18 protein-coding genes are annotated in these 19,788 nt (G+C 56.1%); 3 read left to right on the top strand and 15 right to left on the bottom strand.

The features are described from left to right. Window positions 1–14: 14 nt before the first annotated feature. The 5 genes from AC07ED_RS11375 to AC07ED_RS11395 all read right to left on the bottom strand — a co-directional run bounded on the left by AC07ED_RS11375 (window position 15) and on the right by AC07ED_RS11395 (window position 4,161). A complete protein-coding gene (locus AC07ED_RS11375; RefSeq protein ID WP_105235873.1) occupies window positions 15–806 on the bottom strand; it encodes a S49 family peptidase in 792 nt (263 codons plus the stop codon). Between the two features lie 43 nt (window positions 807–849). Beyond that, entirely contained in the window at window positions 850–1,611 is a 762-nt protein-coding gene (locus AC07ED_RS11380) for an ABC transporter permease (protein WP_105235874.1), read from the bottom strand. After that, complete coding sequence (locus tag AC07ED_RS11385) at window positions 1,608–2,540, bottom strand: ABC transporter ATP-binding protein (protein WP_105235875.1); 933 nt, start codon at window positions 2,538–2,540, stop codon at window positions 1,608–1,610. Before AC07ED_RS11385 ends, AC07ED_RS11380 begins: the two co-directional genes overlap by 4 nt. Before the next feature lie 83 nt (window positions 2,541–2,623). Continuing rightward, window positions 2,624–3,454 carry a tryptophan synthase subunit alpha gene (trpA, locus tag AC07ED_RS11390; protein WP_105235876.1) on the bottom strand — a complete coding sequence of 277 codons (831 nt, stop codon included), beginning with the start codon at window positions 3,452–3,454 and terminating at the stop codon, window positions 2,624–2,626. 74 nt (window positions 3,455–3,528) lie between these two features. Next, window positions 3,529–4,161 carry a YcbK family protein gene (locus AC07ED_RS11395; protein WP_105235877.1) on the bottom strand — a complete coding sequence of 211 codons (633 nt, stop codon included), beginning with the start codon at window positions 4,159–4,161 and terminating at the stop codon, window positions 3,529–3,531. 173 nt (window positions 4,162–4,334) lie between these two features. On the opposite strand from AC07ED_RS11395, the gene ilvD reads away from it, so the two are divergent. Beyond that, window positions 4,335–6,170 (top strand): dihydroxy-acid dehydratase, encoded by a 1,836-nt coding sequence (gene ilvD / locus AC07ED_RS11400; RefSeq protein ID WP_105236402.1) that lies wholly within the window; start codon window positions 4,335–4,337, stop codon window positions 6,168–6,170. A 48-nt stretch (window positions 6,171–6,218) separates the two neighbouring features. Here ilvD and AC07ED_RS11405 read toward each other — a convergent pair whose 3' ends face one another. Together AC07ED_RS11405 and AC07ED_RS11410 are read right to left on the bottom strand one after the other, a co-directional pair. Then, entirely contained in the window at window positions 6,219–7,529 is a 1,311-nt protein-coding gene (locus AC07ED_RS11405; protein ID WP_105235878.1) for a TRAP transporter large permease, read from the bottom strand. Next, window positions 7,526–8,104 (bottom strand): TRAP transporter small permease subunit, encoded by a 579-nt coding sequence (locus AC07ED_RS11410; protein ID WP_158664551.1) that lies wholly within the window; start codon window positions 8,102–8,104, stop codon window positions 7,526–7,528. Before AC07ED_RS11410 ends, AC07ED_RS11405 begins: the two co-directional genes overlap by 4 nt. Window positions 8,105–8,532: 428 nt before the next feature. Here AC07ED_RS11410 and AC07ED_RS11415 point away from each other — a divergent pair, with 428 nt between their 5' ends. Together AC07ED_RS11415 and AC07ED_RS11420 are read left to right on the top strand one after the other, a co-directional pair. Further along, on the top strand, window positions 8,533–9,930 hold the full coding sequence (locus AC07ED_RS11415) for a bifunctional enoyl-CoA hydratase/phosphate acetyltransferase (RefSeq protein WP_105235880.1): 1,398 nt from the start codon (window positions 8,533–8,535) through the stop codon (window positions 9,928–9,930). Continuing rightward, window positions 9,927–11,090 carry an acetate/propionate family kinase gene (locus AC07ED_RS11420; RefSeq protein ID WP_105235881.1) on the top strand — a complete coding sequence of 388 codons (1,164 nt, stop codon included), beginning with the start codon at window positions 9,927–9,929 and terminating at the stop codon, window positions 11,088–11,090. The genes AC07ED_RS11415 and AC07ED_RS11420 overlap by 4 nt, the downstream gene beginning before the upstream one ends. On the opposite strand, the gene AC07ED_RS11425 is transcribed toward AC07ED_RS11420, so the two are convergent. Genes AC07ED_RS11425 through AC07ED_RS11460 form a run of 8 tightly spaced genes read right to left on the bottom strand, consistent with a single transcriptional unit; the run spans window position 11,087 to window position 19,776 of the window. Next, window positions 11,087–12,787, bottom strand: coding sequence for a hypothetical protein (locus tag AC07ED_RS11425; RefSeq protein ID WP_105235882.1), 1,701 nt, complete (start codon window positions 12,785–12,787; stop codon window positions 11,087–11,089). The two genes, AC07ED_RS11420 and AC07ED_RS11425, sit on opposite strands and share 4 nt — an antisense overlap. Further along, a complete protein-coding gene (locus tag AC07ED_RS11430) occupies window positions 12,784–13,908 on the bottom strand; it encodes a protein-glutamate methylesterase/protein-glutamine glutaminase (protein WP_105235883.1) in 1,125 nt (374 codons plus the stop codon). Before AC07ED_RS11430 ends, AC07ED_RS11425 begins: the two co-directional genes overlap by 4 nt. Continuing rightward, the gene (locus AC07ED_RS11435; protein WP_105235884.1) at window positions 13,905–14,744 is read right to left on the bottom strand and encodes a CheR family methyltransferase; all 840 of its coding nucleotides are present in this window, start codon (window positions 14,742–14,744) and stop codon (window positions 13,905–13,907) included. The genes AC07ED_RS11430 and AC07ED_RS11435 overlap by 4 nt, the downstream gene beginning before the upstream one ends. Before the next feature lie 16 nt (window positions 14,745–14,760). Beyond that, a complete protein-coding gene (locus AC07ED_RS11440; protein WP_105235885.1) occupies window positions 14,761–15,249 on the bottom strand; it encodes a chemotaxis protein CheW in 489 nt (162 codons plus the stop codon). 14 nt (window positions 15,250–15,263) lie between these two features. Further along, window positions 15,264–16,934 (bottom strand): methyl-accepting chemotaxis protein, encoded by a 1,671-nt coding sequence (locus AC07ED_RS11445; RefSeq protein ID WP_245918075.1) that lies wholly within the window; start codon window positions 16,932–16,934, stop codon window positions 15,264–15,266. 15 nt (window positions 16,935–16,949) lie between these two features. Continuing rightward, window positions 16,950–17,432, bottom strand: coding sequence for a chemotaxis protein CheW (locus AC07ED_RS11450; RefSeq protein WP_105235886.1), 483 nt, complete (start codon window positions 17,430–17,432; stop codon window positions 16,950–16,952). Beyond that, the gene (locus AC07ED_RS11455) at window positions 17,429–19,411 is read right to left on the bottom strand and encodes a chemotaxis protein CheA (protein ID WP_245918076.1); all 1,983 of its coding nucleotides are present in this window, start codon (window positions 19,409–19,411) and stop codon (window positions 17,429–17,431) included. Before AC07ED_RS11455 ends, AC07ED_RS11450 begins: the two co-directional genes overlap by 4 nt. Beyond that, on the bottom strand, window positions 19,411–19,776 hold the full coding sequence (locus AC07ED_RS11460) for a response regulator (RefSeq protein WP_105235888.1): 366 nt from the start codon (window positions 19,774–19,776) through the stop codon (window positions 19,411–19,413). The genes AC07ED_RS11455 and AC07ED_RS11460 overlap by 1 nt, the downstream gene beginning before the upstream one ends. Window positions 19,777–19,788 lie beyond the last annotated feature (12 nt).

Raw genomic sequence — 19,788 nt, forward strand, 5'->3', positions numbered from 1 at the left:
GCGCGCACCAACATTTACAAACCAAACCGCGCAAAGGATGCGCGTTCTTCAACGCCCGCGATCACATCCTGTGCCGCTTGGGCACCGAACCGTTGGAACAGCGAACGACGCTGTTCGTAGCGACGGAACGAGACCTTATCGCCGAAACGGTCTTTCATCACTGACACCAAATGCCCAATGCCATCCGCTAGACCGTTTTCGACGGCACGCTGGCCGATCCAAATCTCGCCCGTGAAGTGATCCGTACCTTCAGCCAATTTTCCCGCGCGACGGGATTTTACATAGTCGATGAAATAGACATGCAAGTCATCCAGCCAGCCGCGCAGACGTTCGATGTCTTCTGGGTTTTCAGGCTTGAACGGGTCGAGCTGAGACTTGGACTTACCAGCCGTATGAACCCGCCGCTCTACGCCATATTTACCGATTAGATCGCTAAAGCCGAAGCCTGCGGAGATCACGCCAATGGACCCAACGATCGAACCGCGATCCACGAAAATCTCGTCCGCAGCGCAGGCCAGCCAGTAGCCCCCAGATGCCGCGACATCTTCGACAAATGCGAAAACTGGGATGCCCTTTTCTTCGGACAAACGGCGAATACGTCCCGCAATCAACGACGACTGAACAGGTGATCCGCCGGGTGAGTTGATCTGCAGCGCAATCGCATCGGGTTTACCGCGAAACGCCTTTTCGATCACAGGCGCGAGGCTGACATCATCGAGCCCGCGCGACGAATTGGAGATTTGCCCCTGCAGCCGAACGACGGCGACACGGGGGCCTGATTTCACAAAGGGGATCCAACGTTTCATACGATGACAGATAGGCACGAGGTCCAGCCGTAACAAGCCGCCGTCACGACCGAATGCGCCAACCCGTGCGGAAAATCCACGCAATCGCAGCGAGGCACAGCGCGGTAAACGCCGCAATCGCCATGAGCGACACGCCAACTGGAACATCTGCCTGTTCAAAGAACGACCAACGGAACCCAGAAATCAGATAGTGGACTGGGTTCAAAAGGGTCACGGCCTGCCAAAACGGCGGCAACATGGTGGTCGAATAGAAGCTCCCCCCGAGGAACACCAACGGCGTGATGATCAGCAGTGGGATGATCTGCAGTTGCTCAAAATTCCCAGCCCAAATCCCGATGATGAAGCCCAGCAGAGAGAACGACAGACAGGTTAGGATCAAAAACGCGACCATCGCCAAGGGATGCATCACCTGAACGTCGACAAAGAAAAACGAGGTCACAAAGATGATTGCCCCGATAATGAGGGCCTTTGACGCTGCCGCACCGACATAGCCCACTGTCGCCTCAAGGAAGTTGATGGGCGCTGAGAGGAGTTCGTAGATCGAGCCCGTGAATTTCGGGAAATATATCCCGAAAGATGCGTTCGAGGTCGCTTGGGTCATGACTGACAGCATGATCAGACCCGGCACGATGAATGCGCCATAGCTGACGCCCTCGACCTGATCGATACGGCTGCCAATCGCCGCGCCGAACACGATGAAATAGAGCGAGGTCGAGATAACAGGCGCGAGGAAGCTCTGCCGATAGGTGCGGAAAAAGCGCGACATTTCGAAAATGTAGATCGCACGCATTGCTTGATAGTTCATGCTGCGTCTCCTTTGACCAGACCGACGAAAATCTCTTCGAGGCTGCTTTGCCGTGTTTCCATATCCACCATTTGAAGCCCCGCTTTTTGAAGGTCGTTCAAAAGGGACGTGATGCCCGTGCGGTCGGCCTTTGTGTCGTAGACGTAGCGCAGGCGCGCGCCCTCTTCGATTACCTCAAGCCCATAGGCACTGAGTGCATCTGGAATGTCGCCCACCAAAGATTGGTCCAGCTGAATGATCAGTTCTTTCTGTCCCATGTGGCTCATCAAGGCATCTTTGTCCTGAACGAGCATGATCTGACCTTTATCGATCACGGCGACGCGGTCAGCCATGGCCTCGGCCTCTTCGATATAGTGGGTGGTCAGAATGATCGTCACGCCATCCTGACGAAGCCGATCAACCACCGCCCACATGTCTTTGCGCAACTCAACGTCTACACCCGCGGTCGGTTCATCTAGGAACAGAACTCGCGGTTCGTGGGCGAGCGCCTTGGCAATCAGAACACGACGTTTCATACCGCCCGAAAGGGCCATAATCTTTGTATCTTTTTTGTCGAGCAAACCAAGCTGCCGAAGAATGTCGGTCACCAAGGCGTCATTACGCGATTTTCCAAAGAGGCCCCGCGAAAAACTAACCGCGTTGAAAACGGTCTCGAACGCTTCGAGGCTAAGCTCCTGGGGCACCAGTCCGATCATCGACCGCGCAGCGCGATAGTCCTTAAGGATGTCATGGCCGCCAACAGTGACCGTCCCCGACGATGGCATCGTGATGCCGCAAATCGTCGAGATCAGCGTGGTTTTACCCGCTCCATTCGGCCCGAGGAGCGCAAGGATTTCGCCCTCTTCAATATCGAGCGTCACGCCCTTGAGCGCTTCAAACCCTGAGGCGTAGCTTTTGCGCAGGTCATTAACCCGTACGATCGGTGCCATTCGGAAATCCCCCTTAGTCGGGCAAAGAAATAGCCCGCAGCACTGCTACGGGCTACTGATATTTATGTGCGGCTGTGCGCAGATCAGTTGCTTTTGGCGCGACGCACACCAGCGGCAAGATCAGCAACCATGTCATTCACGGCAGTCGCGGTCGCGGCCGTAGCGGTATCACCTTCGCCAAAGGTCGATGCGATTTGGTTGACCAGAGCGGTGCCTACAACAACGCCATCGGCATGTTCGCCCAGCGCCGCAGCGTGTTCACCCGTCTTTACGCCAAAACCAACGACAATCGGCAGGTCAGTATATTTGCGGATACGCTCTAGTGCGGTCGATACAACGGAATAGTCTGGTGTTGCCGCGCCCGTAATGCCGTTGATCGACACGTGGTAAACAAAGCCCGAAGAATTCTTCAGAATGACAGGAAGGCGTTTATCGTCCGCAGTCGGCGGAACGAGACGAATGAAAGCCAGCCCCTGTTTCATCGCGGGGATGCAAAGTTCGTCATCTTCCTCAGCAGGGACATCCACGACGATCATGCCGTCAACGCCAGCGTCTTTGGCATCGAGGACGAATTTCTCGGGACCGTAAGAATAAATCGGGTTGTAGTAGCCCATCAAGATGACCGGAGTATCTGGGAAATCCTTGCGGAATTCACGCACCAGATCGAGCGTCTTAACGGTCGTTTGACCGGCATCAAGAGCGCGCAGGCCAGACGCCTGAATGGCAGGACCGTCGGCAACAGGATCGGTGAAGGGCAGACCAAATTCGACGATATCCGCGCCAGACGCTGCAACGTTTTTCAGAATAGCGAGAGAGGTTTCCGCATCCGGATCACCCGCCATGGTGTAAGTCACCAGAACAGGACGATTTTCGGCACGGGCTTTCGCAAAGCAGGCGTCGATACGGGCGGTCATGATAGTCTCCTTGGCCGTGAGCAAAACGGCTTTAACAGGAAAGCGCGAGGTTGCAAACGGGGCGTGGCACCACGTTAGGCGGCTGTGCCCCAAAACCTCACCCGACCCGTGTCGACATGCACAAATGTGTCGTAACCCCCGACCCCACCCATGTGCAGTCCTTTGGCGAGTTGGATCGTATCGCGGATCGACACTCCAGGCAGGCTAAAATCAATTGCCTTCGCCTGAATATGAAGCGAATTGCGCGCAGCATTGGCCCCCGCCGCGCGGATAGCGTCATTGGTTGCACGACTGCGGTAACCAGAGAGAAAACGCACGTCGCCCGAGAAACCTTGGCGACGGGCTTGCTCTTGGATTTCAAGCAGACCGACCACAGCGTTTGCATCAATCGGTTTGACTTCGTTTCTACGCCAGTCCCGCATAAAACGGTTCACTTGATCCAGCGCGGCGTGATCAACACCCGTGGCCTGCACAGGGCGCACCGCGATGCGTTCGTCTGTATGGATATTCCACATATTGAGAACGGGCGTTCCCGCAGCAAAGTCGACCTGAGGCGATTGGCCCATCGGCCCTTCCTGCAGCGGTTCAGGCTCTGGATCGTACATCTCGTAAAGGCTCGCGCCTGTGTCGAGGTCAATCAAAGGCCCAGCGCCGCGTGCCAAAATGCTCCCCGTGGTCGCCACAGCAGGGCGCGCGACGAATGGCATCGCTAAACCTGCTATCAATCCTGTTATGACATCACGACGTTGCACGCGTTTCCCTTTGACCTAATCAGCCAATGAAAGTGCAAGTTCTGGGCCAGACAGGAAATCGCCGCGAAACCCTGTTCATCGGCTTTGTGACGTTATATCTAGTCAACGCGCAACAGATGGATGTCCCAATGCCCTATTACCGTTCTCGTAAATCCACCCATGGCCGCAACATGGCAGGTGCCCGTGGTCTTTGGCGTGCCACAGGCATGACCGATGGCGATTTTGGTAAGCCGATTATCGCAGTCGTGAACTCGTTCACCCAGTTCGTTCCGGGTCACGTTCACCTCAAAGACCTCGGTCAGATGGTCGCTCGCGAAATCGAAAAAGCGGGCGGCGTTGCAAAGGAATTTAACACGATCGCGGTCGATGACGGCATCGCGATGGGCCATGACGGGATGCTCTATTCGCTCCCTAGCCGCGAAATCATCGCTGACTCGGTCGAATACATGGTGAACGCGCACTGCGCTGACGCGATGGTCTGTATCTCGAACTGTGACAAAATCACCCCAGGTATGATGATGGCGGCAATGCGCCTGAACATCCCCGTGATCTTTGTGTCTGGCGGCCCGATGGAAGCTGGCAAGGTTCAGATCGGCGATCTGGAACACGCGCTCGACCTCGTTGACGCGATGGTTGCGGCAGCCGACGACAAATATACTGACGAAGAAGTTGACGCGATTGAGAAAGCCGCCTGCCCGACCTGTGGCTCGTGCTCTGGTATGTTCACCGCGAACTCGATGAACTGCCTTGCTGAGGCGCTCGGCCTTGCTCTGCCAGGTAACGGTTCGGTTCTCGCAACGCATGCGGATCGCAAGGAACTCTTCCTCGAGGCGGGTCGCAAGATCGTTGAAATCACCAAAGCCCACTACGAAGAAGAGAAGCCGGGGCTTCTGCCGCGTGACATCGCGACGTTTGAAGCGTTTGAGAACGCAATGTCGCTCGATATTGCGATGGGTGGTTCGACCAACACCGTTCTCCACCTTCTCGCTATCGCGCATGAGGGCGAAGTGAACTTTACGATGGCGGACATGGACCGTCTGTCACGCAAGGTTCCGTGCCTGTCCAAAGTTGCCCCTGCAAAAGCAGATGTTCACATGGAAGACGTGCACCGCGCTGGCGGCATCATGGCGATCCTTGGTGAACTGCATCGCGGCGGCCTTCTCCATGGCGACGTCAGCACCGTTCACACCCCCACTATGGCCGAAGCCATTGCAAAGTGGGACGTGATGACCACCAACGACCCGAAAGTGGACGAATTCTTCCGCGCTGCACCGGGTGGTGTTCGCACGACCGAAGCGTTCTCGACCCAGAACCGCTACAAAGAGCTCGACCGTGATCGCAAAGGCGGCGTGATCCGCTCGGTAGAAAACGCGTTCTCCAAAGATGGCGGCCTTGCCGTTCTGTACGGCAACATCGCGCTGGACGGCTGCATCGTGAAAACGGCAGGCGTTGACGACTCGATCCTCAAGTTCACTGGCAAAGCCAAGGTCTACGAGAGCCAAGACGATGCTGTGAACGGCATCCTGACGGGCAAAGTGGTCGAAGGCGACGTCGTAGTCATTCGCTACGAGGGTCCGCGTGGCGGTCCAGGCATGCAGGAAATGCTATACCCGACGTCCTACCTGAAATCCAAAGGCTTGGGTAAATCCTGCGCGCTCCTCACCGACGGCCGTTTCTCGGGCGGCACTTCGGGCCTGTCTATCGGCCACGTTTCCCCTGAAGCCGAAGAAGGCGGCCTGATCGGTCTGGTCGAAACTGGCGATACCATCGAGATCGATATCCCGAACCGCACCATCAACCTCGCCGTTGATGAAGCGACTCTGGCCGCACGCCGTGACGCCAAAGGCCCGCTTCCATGGAAACCAGCAGAGCCGCGCAAGCGTCAGGTTTCGACCGCGCTTAAAGCCTACGCGATGCTGGCATCGTCGGCAGCAAAGGGCGGCGTTCGTATCCTTCCAGAATAAGAACACGCATCATTACAGTCAAAGGCCGCCTCAATCGGGCGGCCTTTTTCATATCAGAAAGAGCGTGATCGCTGGGAACAAAAGCAAAATCGCCACGCGGATCAGATCAGAACCGACGAACCAAATGACTGCGCGATAGGTCTCTGGCATCGGGGTTTCACGATCCATCGAGTTGATGATGAACAGGTTCATCCCCACAGGCGGCGTTATCAATCCGACCTCAACCACGATCAAAACGAGAACCCCGAACCAGATCGCCAGTTCTTCGGTCGTCATCCCCCATTCCATCATTTTCAATGCAGGGAAAAAGATTGGGACGGTCAGTAGTATCATCGACAGGCTGTCCATCACGCAGCCCATGATGAGATAGAACACAAGGATGGCGATCAGGATAACGATGGGGGCGTAGCCTTGGGACAAGAGCCATTCCGACACCTCTTGCGGTGCACCTGATCGGGCAAGGAAGCCATTATAATACTTCGCGCCGAACACGATCAGATAGATCATCGCGGATGATTTTGCCGTCGCCAGAAACGCCTCGACGATAGCACTTCGTCCTAGGGTTCCGTTTAGCGCTGCCACGATCCCCGTCCCAGCCGCGCCAACGGCAGCCCCTTGGGTTGGCGTGAAGAGCCCAGTGTAGATGCCACCAACAACCGTCGCGAATACGGCGAGTACAGGCCAGACTTTGACCAGCTCGCGCATCCGATCCGCATAGGACACGGGCGGACGCGTGCCCGCTTGATCAGGATACCGCCGCACATAGAGTGAGATGGTGGTAGCGTAGCCAGCTGCTGCCAAAAGGCCCGGAATGAAGGCCGCAAGGAACAGTTTCGCGATGTTTTGCTCGGTCAAGATCGCATAGACGACAAGGATCAAAGACGGCGGAATAAGGATGCCCAACGTTCCACCCGCCGCAAGCGTTGCCGTCGAAAATCCGCCTGCGTAGCCAGCGCGTTTGAGTTCAGGCAGAGCGACCTTGCTCATCGTGGCCGCCGTGGCCAGCGAGGACCCGCAGATCGCACCAAAGCCAGCACAAGCCCCGACCGCTGCCATGGCCACCCCGCCGCGGCGATGGCCAATCCAGCTTTCTGCGGCTTTGAACAACGCACGCGACATGCCGCCAATAGATGCGAAATGCCCCATCAGGAGGAACATCGGCACAATGGACATGGAGTAGTCGGAAAATGTGGTGAAGGTCTCAGTCTTTAGCTTTGCCAAAGCGAGGTTGGGGTTCCCCATCATCAACCAAAGCCCGCCAAATCCCGCGCAGAACATCGAAATGCCGATCGGCACGCGCAGAAAAATGAGGCCGAGAAGGGCGGGGAACGACCAGAGGCCGATTTCGAGGTTACTCAATGAACCACCCCTTCACCAACGGGCAGGATCGCCCGCCCTGTCAGTGCCTCTGCTATTCGAACGGTTGCCGTGTAGAGGCTGCATAGCGCCGTGAGCCCCAGCCCAATGAGAGCTACCAAATACGCCCACCAAAGCGGGATCTGCAGCAATGTCGTCCGCGTGCCTGCACGGTGTTTTGCCTCTAAACCCTCGAATAATTTCCAAACGATCACCACCAATACAGCGGCGACCAACACGTCGACAAATGCTTGGAGGATGCGCAAAACAGGCGCTGGCATGTTTTGTGTAAAGAGGTCGACGCGCGCATGTCCTGCTGTCATCTGACATAGGGGCATGAATAGGGAAATCGTAACCGCCATGCCCAGCTCGACCAGTTCGAAATCACCGCGCACGGGCCCAATGCCCAGCGCCAATATCCAATCGGACAAGGCTGGAGCCAACTCAACCATCGCATGTGAGATGTCAGCAGTGATTTTGCCCATAATCGACAAGCAAACCATCACGATGAGCGCTGACAGAACCAATCCGCCCACGATCGCACAGCCTTTTGCCAACCGAAGTAAAACTCTGAACATCCCACCCACGTTCATATGCCCCTTTGACCGCAGCGATATGCGCAAAGGTCCTGAAAGTCGAGATTTTAGGGGGCCAGAAATATAAAACCCCCGATCCGCTCAGCCTTTTGGGCGATCAGATCGGGGGTATTAATGCTAGTCCATATCCCTCCTCCAAAGCATAGGGACCTGCATCAAAGTGAAACCTGTGTTTCGATCGCCAACGTGACGGCAGGTCACCCTGATGTCAAATAGTGCAAATACAACCTATACTTTTGAGACTTTTATACTGCTGTGCAGCATTTTTCCACATTCTCGATTGAGCCATTGAACTGTCGAGCCAGTTTCATAATTTTATGATTAAGGTCAAAGCGAAAGCCCGTGGTGACAGCTAGTGACCTCTCGGGAGGAACGACCGGACACCAACTCAAGGGAGCCATCGGGCCACCATGCATCTCGTAAACAAAACATTCGATGAACTCAGAATCGGTCAGACCGAATCCCTCCGCCGATTGGTGACGGCGGACGACCTGTACGTGTTCGCCAACGTATCTGGGAACTACAACCCGATGCACCTGCCGCGACACGATGGCGACGGCGATGGTTCGGTCGAAAGCGTCGCGCCTGGGATGTATGTGGCCTCGCTGATTTCCGCGGTGCTGGGAACTTGCTTGCCTGGCCCTGGAACGCTCTATCGACGCCAGACGCTCGAATTTTTTGACCGCGTTCATGCTGGCGAAGAAATCATCTGCACGGTCACTGTCACCGCCAAAGATGAGGAAGGGATAGTCACTCTATCCACCGACATCACCCAAGCTGACACCGGCAACCTCGTGTTGCGTGGTGAGGCGCAGGTCCATGCCCCAACGGTCAAGTTTGACCAAGACAACGTAGACGTGCCGCGCCTCATCGTCGAAAGGCATCGGCATTTTGAGGCCCTTCTTGAGAAGGCAAAGCCCCTGCCCCCACTTGCAACAGCGGTCGTCTGCCCCGAGGAAGTTAAATCCTTGGGGGGCGCGCTACTTGCGGCGCAAGAGCGCATCATCACGCCCATCCTGATCGGCAATCCTGCCAAGATCAAAGCCGCGGCAGACGAACTGGGTGAAGATATCTCTGCCTTTGAAATCATCGCGGCGGACCATCACTCAGCTGGATCGATCGCCTGCAAGCTGGTCCATGACGGAAAAGCGGCTGCCGTAATGAAGGGGCATCTACACACGGACGATCTGTTGCGCCCGATGCTCGACAAACAAAACGGTCTGCGGGTCGGCCGTCGATTTACCCATGTCTTTGTCATGGACGTTCCGGGCATGCGGCACCCTGTGATGGTCACAGACGCCGCGATTAACATCGCGCCTGACCTCGAAACCAAGGTTGACATTGTTCAGAACGCAATCGACCTCGCGATTTCTATTGGGTCCGAAGAACCGCTTGCCGCTGTTTTGTCTGCTGTTGAGACCATTAATCCGTCTATCCCGTCCTCAATCGACGCTGCGCTTTTGTCCAAGATGGCAGAGCGCGGACAAATCACGGGCGGCAAAGTTGACGGCCCGCTGGCGATGGACAACGCGGTCGACATAGGTGCTGCCCGCACAAAGGGGCTAAGCGGCGATGTGGCTGGCCACGCGAATATCCTTGTTGTTCCCAACCTTGATGCGGGGAATATGTTGGCCAAACAGCTCGCCTTTATCAGCCATGCCGAAGGGGCTGGCCTCGTTCTAGGGGCGAAAGTGCCCGTGATCCTGAACTCGCGGTCTGACAGCAAAATGTCGCGCCTCGCATCCTGCGCTGTTGCTGCGCTCCATGACGCACGGCTCAATGGCGTCAAAGCAGGTGGCGTGAAATGACGACCGTTCTAACGCTGAATGCGGGGTCTTCATCGCTGAAATTTGCAGTTTACTCGTCAGATAGCGATCGACCCTTGGTCACTGGATTGGTGGACCGGATCGGGACGAATGCAACGTTGAAACTAAAGGATCAACGGGGGTTCGACCTACCAACGAAAACTGACGGTCTGAGCACGCATCAAGAAGCGCTCACCACTGTGCTTTCAGCAATCGAGCCAGAACTGGATGGAAAGACGATCGATATCGTAGGGCACCGCGTCGTTCATGGTGGACTGTGGTATGATGCACCCGTGATGGTCACGGATGAAGTTTTAGAGCGGTTGACCACACTCGAACCGTTTGCGCCCCTTCACCAGCCGCATAACCTCAGTGGGATCAGGGCAGCCAAAGCGGCGTTTCCTAACGCGCCTCAGATCGCCTGTTTCGACACCGCATTTCACCGTCACCACCCTTATGTAAACGATACCTTTGCTATACCCCGCGCCTATTACGACAAAGGCGTGCGGCGGTATGGGTTTCATGGGCTGTCTTATGATTACATTGCTGGCGAATTACGCCGCATCGCGCCGACAATCGCCCAAGGTTGTGTAGTCGTTGCCCACCTCGGGAACGGCGCATCAATGTGTGCGATCCAAGACGGCAAGTCAGTCGCATCGACAATGGGGTTTTCGGCCCTCGATGGCTTGCCGATGGGAACCAGATGCGGGCAACTCGACGCGGGTGTCGTTCTATATCTGATGGACCAAGAGGGCCTTTCGGCGACCGACATTTCAGACATGCTCTACAAGAAATCCGGCCTTCTTGGGCTGTCTGATTTGTCAAACGACATGCGGACGTTGGAAGCGTCGGATAGCCTCGAGGCCCGACAGGCAATCGACTATTTTGTCTTCCGCATTCAGCGCGAACTGGGCGGGATGGCCGCTGCGATGGGCGGGATTGATGCCTTGGTATTCTGCGGCGGGATTGGTGAAAATTCAGCCTTTATCCGTGATCGCGTCTGCGAACGAACGGCATGGATGGGCATCGAAATCGATCACAGTAAGAACGACGCCCATGCGCAGGTCATCTCGACAGAGATGTCCCGAACAACGGTCATGGTCATTCCAACCAACGAAGAGCTCGTGATCGCACGCGCCGCCCGTGAACTCACAGACGTTTAAAAAAGGATATCGTCCAGATCATCCGAACCAGCGTCAGGCGCGGTATCGGCGACAACTTCGAGAGTTACGAAATCGCCACCGAAAAGTTCGTCGTGGATGATCCGTTCACCTTCCATGGTGTATTTCGAACGGAGTGATGAAAGGATGTCCGACATTCGATCAGGGTCACTCGCGCCCTGATCGGAAACCGTATCTTTGAACAATTGCAGTCCCATCAGATGCGACCCAAGGCGGTCAAGACGTTCGCTAAAGCGCTCCAACTCACCCGTTGCCGATGCGATCTGAATTGGCAGCGAAGAGGCCGCTGCTTCAAAGCCAGAACTGGTGCGAACCATCAGCCCATTTGCTGTCTCGATCATATTGAACAGCGACTGGCCGTCGTTTGAGAAATCCGACAGGCAGCTTTCGAGGCCACCTATACGATCTTCGGTCAAGACACGGATCGTTTCACGCGTATCGGCCAAAATCGACTGAAGCCGCGCGATGATGAGGTCGCTCTCATCCGTCAAATCGCGGAGCCAATGCGCCAGCTCGCGAAGCGCGCGGCCTTCGGTACCGAGTTTTGCGCAGATGATCACCGCGTTGATACCAGACAGACGGATCTGATGCGCGATGCCACGCAGGGTCGCTTCGTGTTTCAGAATAACTGACAAACGGTTGTGGACTGCTTCTGCGCGGCCTTTCATGGCGGCGAAGTGTTCACCGTTCCCACGCAAGCTCTGTTCGAGCTTTTTGTGTTCCTTCCCACCCGCCGTCGACGAAAGCCCTGTCCCACCCAAGGTCGTTCGCGAAGCCGCTAGAATAGCCTGCTCGCCACGCTCCTGAACGGCACGCAAAGAGGCAATCGCCGTTTGGATGTCCTCTTGGGTCCGAAGCTTCATACGCTCGGACAATGCAATCGCGAGATCAGCCAGTCGGGACGCATCGCGGCCATCAACAGTTTCCGCAATCGCCAGTGTTTCTTCGACCCGCTCAATACGCTGACGCGCGGAATCGCCGGTTTGAAGCGCCACGATGATACGCCCGACTTCAGACGCGATCTGATTGGCCTGTTCATCCATGTCCTGCGCGGCAGAAACCATGCCTGCCTGACCGTCACGGATTTTGGTCGACATGGTCGAGAACGCAGCAATGGACGGCATAACGTTCTGGCGCAATTCGCCCAGCATCAGCCGCTGCTCGTAGTCCATCGCTCTGACGTCATAGGCAATTTCTGCCATCGAGTCGTTGATTTCGCTTAGGATGTTCTCTGACTCTTCCGACATAGCCGCGAGCCTATCGATAAAAGCCGTCACTTGCGGACGTGCGGGAACAAGGCTGTTGCCCTGAATACGCGCGTTAATCGAAATATTGGCGATGGTCCGAACAACGCGGTCCAATTCATGGACTTCGGACGAAATCAGTCGCACCGATTTATGCAGTTCTGACGAGGCCGTCGTAAAGCTGCCGCAGTTGGCCTGAAGCGTCGAAAGATGCGCGTTGACGGTGTCGATCAATGCGGACAGTTGCGCTTCGGTTTCCGCACCGAGTCCCTCGCGCAATTCGCCAAACACCGACGACAAATGACCAAGCCGATCTAGGGCGCCTTCTAGGCTTGAGCTCGTTGATACAAAGGTTGTTTCGATCTCTGATCTGAGCCGAACAAAGTGGTCAATCGTCGCGCGAATGGGCGATTGGATAGGGGTAAAATGCGTCATGAGCCGGCCCCGTGATACCCGTGCATACGGGCAAATGTAGTGATTGAAAGTGCAAGACGGCCTAGAGGCAGAACCTGCTTTGCGTGACCGAGGTTCACCGCTTCGCGTGGCATACCGTAGACGACACAAGTGGCCTCGTCTTGGGCGATAGTGTGCCCACCCGCCCGTTTGATTTCGCCCAAGCATTGCGCCCCATCATCGCCCATGCCCGTCATGATGATACCCAGAATATTCGCGCCACCCGCAGCGGCCCCAGAGCGGAACAGCACATCAGCAGAGGGGCGGTGCCGACTGACACTTTCGCCTTCCACCACTTGGACGCGGTACCCCGAAGGACCACGGCGCAATAGCATGTGACGATCACCCGCTGCGATGATGCAGCGCCCTTGTGTGACAGTCATCCCGTCTTCGGCTTCGCAAATTTCGATCTGAGCGAGGCTATTCAAACGATCGGCGAAGGCTTTGGTAAAACCTTTTGGCATGTGCTGCACGACGACGATCCCAGGAGCATCCGCAGGTAAAGCGCAAAGGACTTCGCGCAGAGCCTCAGTCCCCCCAGTCGAGGCACCGATGCAAACGATCGGTTCGGTCTTTGGGATCGGGCGCGAGAAGTTGGGCGGCGGTAGAATGACATCCGCTGAGAGTTTAGCCGTGGGCTGAACTGGCGCTGCCGCACGACGCGGGAGCCTGCGACCGGGCGCGCGATTGCTCTGAGCGGCGGCATGGATTGCATCACAAATTCTGGCCGACGCCTCTTGGAATACCTTCGCGTCTGCCATCGACGGCTTGAGGATGACATCAACGGCACCCGCCTCCATTGCCTCGACACTACGCTGGGATCCGCTCTGCGTAAGCGAGGAACAGATGATGACGGGCAATGGACGCTGCGCCATGATCTTTTTCAGGAATGTGATCCCATCGACACCCGGCATTTCAAGGTCGAGCAGGATGACATCAGGCAACGCTTCTTTCATCAAACGTGCTGCGGAATAAGCATCCTGCGCCATGGCCTGAACGCTCAACGCTGGATCGCTTTCAACGATTTTACGCATCATGACGCGTGCTGACGATGAATCGTCCACGATCAGAACTTTGATGGGGTCAATTTCGGCACTGGTCATCTTGCGATCTTCTTAAAAATTGTAGGTTTTACTTGTTCGAGGCTGTCACATCGAACGACCATGCTTTCAGCGTGCCCCACGATCAGATAACCGCCTATCTGCAAGTGATCTGCCAGCCTTTGTACGACAGCTGCTTTGTCAGGCGCATCGAAGTAGATCAGGATATTGCGCAGAAAAATCACAGATACATCGCGGTCAACGGGGTAGGACAGATCGATCAGGTTCATGTGACGGAACCGAACGCGCTGACGTAGCTCGGGGACGATGCGCACTTTGCCATCCATTCGCGGGGTCTGCGCAGTCATGATGTAGCGCCGCGCTAAATCAGGGGCGACGGTCGAAATCTGTTCTTCATCGTAGACGCCAATCGTCGCCTTTTTGATCATGCGACGCGAGATATCAGTACCCAGAACACCCCAGTCAAATCGCACGCCTGTGCGGCAGGCCTCGGACAGAACCATCGCGATTGTATAGGCTTCGGCGCCCTCGGAACTCGCGGCGCTCCAAACCTTCATGCGTGCCTTTTTCATACCCGCATTGGCGATTAGCTCGGGCACGATATGGCTGCGCAAGAAGTCAAAATGCTCCTTCTCGCGGAAAAAGCTCGTCGTGTTTGTAGTGATGAGATCAATAACCTGGCGCAGTTCATCTTCGGGCAACTGCCCGTTGACGAGAGCCTGAAGATAGCTGTTCACGTCGGGAAGCTGCCACATCACCATCCGCTTGCGCAAACGCTGTTCGATCATTGGAGCCTTTGACGCGGGCAAGCTAATGCCAGTCAGGGTCCGGATGATATGCCGGAACCTTTCGCTGGTATCAGTTTGCAATGACGTCATGACCACGGTGGAATCCTCAAGCGGCGTCAATCGCAGCAGAAGTCGAGACCCCAGCTAGAAGTGCAGGATCACCAAACAGATGATCAAGGTCGATGACACTCACGATTTCACCGTTGCGACGCCCGATCCCCGCGATGGCAGCACCGTCCCACCGCAGCAATTCAGCTTCGGTCAACGGACGAATTTCTTCGTCGTCCATACGGGTAACTTCGATCACGCGGTCTGTCCGCACGCCAACAACGCCAGAGCCCGTGCCATAGTCCATCAAGGTCACGAGGATACGCGTATTGGGCGTGTCCTCTAACGGCTCGAGGTTCAGCAAACTCCGCAGATCGACGACAGGGATATTTTCCCCGCGCAAATCAATGATGCCCATCAGATACTTCGGAGCCTTCGGCAACGGTGCGATGGGACGAATGTCCAGAATCTCTCGAACCCGATCGACCGCGACACCATAGATGGCGCGGTCGATTGTGAAGGTGACGATGTCAGTGCAAGTCGACATACATCCGCTCCGGATCAGTAGGATTTACTGCGAGCAAATTGATCGTCGAGCGAGTCCAGATCATCTTCACCCAGATCGAAATCGAACCCACCATCAGCCTTTTGCGGACGCGATGGACGCATCGGTTTCTTGGCAGCATTTGCAGCAGGAGCAGATTTACGCGGTGCAGGTTTTTCAGCAGCAGCGCCATCCATCTCAAAGAACCCAACGATGCGTTCCAGCTCAGAGGACATATCAGCCAGTTCAACTGCGCTCGCCGAAAGTTGCTCGGACGCCGAGGTGTTCTCTTGGGTCACGCGGTCGAGCTGTTGGATCGACATGTTGATCTGGGACGAACCTGTTGCCAGTTCACGCGCAGCCACCGAAATTTCAGTGACAAGCGACGATGTGCGTTCGATGTCAGGAACAAGACCTTGAAGCATTTCACCAGCGCTTGCAGCAGTCTGAACGGTCGACGCAGAGAGCGACGAAATTTCAGTTGCTGCGGTTTGGCTACGTTCTGCGAGTTTCCGAACTTCAGCCGCAACGACCGCGAAACCACGACCATGCTCACCCGCACGTGCAGCCTCAACAGCAGCGTTAAGAGCGAGCAGGTCGGTCTGACGCGCGATTTCCTGAACAATCATGATGCGTTCAGCGATGGTCTGCATCGCATCAACAGCTTGGGTCACAGCCTTACCGCTGTTGCGCGCATCTTCGGCAGATTTGGTAGCCATCTGTTCAGTGATGCTCGCGTTTTCAGCGGTCTGTTTGATGTTCGCAGCCATCTGCTCAACAGCAGCTGACGCTTCTTCGGTCGACGATGCCTGTTCTGTTGCGCCCTGCGACAGCTCTTCGGAGGTCGCGGCCATCTGGGTCGCGCCGTTGTTCACGTTGCGCACCGAATGGGTCACTTCACCGACGATATCACGCAGCTTTACAACCATGTCGTTGATTGCGGTCTGCAGATCACCGATCTCGTCACGGCCCTGAACGTCAATTGTGTTGCGAAGATCACCTTTGGCAACGCTACGAGCCATTGCCGAAGCCACACCAAGGCGACGCGAGATACTCAGAACGATGAAGAGCGCGGAAATAGCACCCACCAGCATCGTTGCGGCAACGATGATAATCAGATTGCGACGACCGGCGACAAAACTCGCTTGGTCTGCAGCGACGCTGGCTTCGAGGCGACCGTGAACGAGTTCATGCAGTTGCACGAGCATGTTCTGCAGATTTTCTGTTTCGTCGCGCAAAGCGCCGTGGAACATGGTGTTCGCTGGATCGCCCTGACCCGAAAGTTCATATGCTATGACACGCTGAGCGGTCGCCAGCGCTTCAGCATCGGCCTGTTCGAAATTATCTAAGATCGTGATCATGTCGGGCGTAGCGACAGCACGAATTTCAGCCACATATTGCTTGGCTTCCTCATTCAGCTCATTCAAGTGCGCGCGAAGGTTCGGAATGTGGTTCGCTGGCGCATCAGGAAGACCGATGAGAATTTCCGCAACAGTGGTACGGACCATCAATTTAATGCGGGTCAGATCTTCGATCAGCAACAAGACGGGCAGTTCGTCAGCGACAACCGCGTCGTAGTTTTGGTTGACCTTATCGAGGTCCCTAAGGGCGATCCCCATCGAAATCGACGAGAGGATAAACACGAACAAAAAGGTGGCGGCGAGTTTAACTTTGATGCTCAGACGCATGTCACAGTTCCCAAGTTAGGCAACAGCGGCGCGCTGCGCCATTGCTGTAAAGATTGCGGATAGGTCGGGGATGAGAACGAATTCGCCCTCTGGGCCCTTGAACAGGCCTTCGACAAATTCAGAGGGCCACATAGACGTGGCGGGTAGTGGTTCGATGGATTTCGACGGGATGGTCGCGACTTCGTGGACGATGTCAGCCATCACGGCGACCGTTGTTGGTTCGCCGCCGATGACGGCTTCTAGGACGAGGAAACGACGGGCATCCTCGGGGCGTTCGGCTGGATTGGGGTCGTTGATCCCCAAGGGCAAACGCAGGTCGCCCAGTGGCAAAACTGCCCCACGGACGTTAACCACCCAAGGTGCAAAATCACCTGCACCCGGAACGCGGGTTGTCGGAAGCGGGTCGATGATCTCGCGCAGATCGGTCGCTGGAATAGCGAGGCGCTGAGGGCCGATCGAAAAGGTGATTACGATTTTATGAGATGCGGCGAGGGTCATGCGGCCACCTCTTTCTTAGGTTCGATCAATGGCCCCGACATCGCGAGAAGCTGCGCAACGTCTACGATCAGAGACACGGTGCCATCCCCCAGAATGGTCGCGCCAGAAATCGCGCGTGCACCTTGCTGAAGTTTAGAGACCTGTTTGATCACCGTTTGGTTCGTGCCGATAATCCGATCGACAACGACCCCCATGCGGGCGTCGCCAGACTCGACCACGACAACGTTCTGTTCGGTCGGTGGCTCACCTTCGCAGTCAAACAGATGACGCAACCGAACGAAGGGCACGAACTGACCGCGGATATCGAGGTAGTCGCCGTTGCGAGACGCAATGCGTTTGTCCAACGGCAGTTCGAAAATCTCTTTCACTGACGACATCGGCAGTGTGTAGCGTTCGTCCGCAATCTCAATCAGCAAACCATCAATGATCGCGAGGGTCAGTGGGAGGCGCAGGGTAACTGTCGTTCCTTGACCCAGTTTACTGTCGATTTCGATGACACCACGCAGCCCTTCGATGGTGCGTCGGACAACATCCATGCCGACACCACGACCGGACAGCTCTGTGATCGTTTCGGCGGTCGAGAACCCAGGTTCAAGAACCAGCGCGAACACCTGACCCGCTGTCAGTTGGGCTTCAGAGGTGATCAAGCCGCGCTCAATCGCCTTTGCGCGGATTTTATCGGCGCTCATGCCACGCCCATCATCACGAACAACGATGTGAACCTCGCCACCAACATGAGTTGCGGACAGTTCAATCCGCCCAACCTGATCTTTGTCCGTCTGCGCTCTAGCAGCGGGATCTTCCATACCGTGGTCGATGGCATTGCGCAGGATATGCACCAACGGATCAGCGAGCTTTTCGATCACCGTTTTATCGAGTTCGGTATCCTCACCGTCGACCACAAATTCCACAGGTTTGCCCAGATCAGACGAAAGACCAAGGATCAAACGGCGGAAGCGCGACACCAAAGTCCGCATCGGGACCATTCGCATGGTCATCGTCGCATCCCGCAGACGTGCAGCAAGGCGGGTGACTTCTTCTGCGGTGGACAAGAGCGCGGGGTCACGGCTGTGACGCGCCAGTTCCGTCAAACGGGCCTCAACAGTCACCAGTTCCCCAACAGAGTCCATAAGCGCGTCAAGACGCGCAGCAGGCACACGAATAGAGGCAGCAGGTTCAGTTGCGGCAAGCGCTTTGTCAGAGGGCACTTGCTGTTGTGGGGCTGGGGTGTCGAGGACGGGTGCCTCGGACAGGAGATCATCAATCTCGTCACGCTCGACAACCTCGTTGACCTCGGTAGCGGTCAGCGTCCAGTCGGCGTCCGCGAACATGAATACGTCTTCGACATCACCCTCTGAAACACCAGCAGGCAATTGCATCTGCCACGCGACGTAGCACTGATCCGCATTCAGATCGTCTAATGCTGGAATGTCAGAAAGGTCGGCAACGATTTGGGTCGCGCCAAGGTCCTTCAACTCCGATAGCAAAATATCAGGGCGTGCGCCCAGCGCGAGGGCATCCTCGGAGAGTTTGAACCGAAGGGTCGCGGGCGCGTTTGATGCGACAGCTTCGGCCTCGATTTCATCGTCGATATCGGCTGCCGCAACACCTCCACCCGATGTCAGATCGCGCAAGGCATTCAGGATCGCGACACGATCACCGTCTGGATCAGCGTCGCCATTGACCAGCCCCGGAATTTGGTCACGTGCCGCAAGGCCGAGACGCACCAATTCAGGTGTTACAGGAACTGCACCAGCGCGGACCTTTTCAAAGGCGGTTTCAAAATCATGGATAAACGCCGCAAGATCGGTGAACCCGAACATCGCGCCGCTTCCCTTAACGGTATGAAGATCACGGAAGACCTGATTGATCAGCCCCGCATCCTCAGGGCTCTCCTGAAGATCAACCAAGCCCCTTTCGAGACTCTCGAGCAGCTCTGCGAGCTCTTCCTGAAAGACTGCAATCAGATCATCAGACATCAGCCCAATACCTTTTTCACAACAGCGAGAAGTTTGTCTTGGGTGAACGGCTTAACCATCCAACCCAATGCGCCCGCTTCGCGAGCTTGAGATTTCAGCGCGTCCGCGGAATCTGTCGACAGAACGACGATCGGCACGCCGCGCCCGTTCGGGTGCTGGCGCAGCGCCTTGATCATGGAAATCCCATCCATGCGCGGCATGTTCTGGTCGGTAATGATGGCATCAACGCGCGAGCTGGTTGCTTTTTCCAAACCGTCTTGGCCGTCGGACGCCTCGAGAACGTTATACCCCGCTTCGCGGAGCGTCAGGGCAATCATCCGGCGGATCGACGGGCTATCATCAACGGTCAGTACAGTTTTAGTCATATCGATATCCGA

This window comes from Aestuarium zhoushanense (assembly GCF_056431045.1).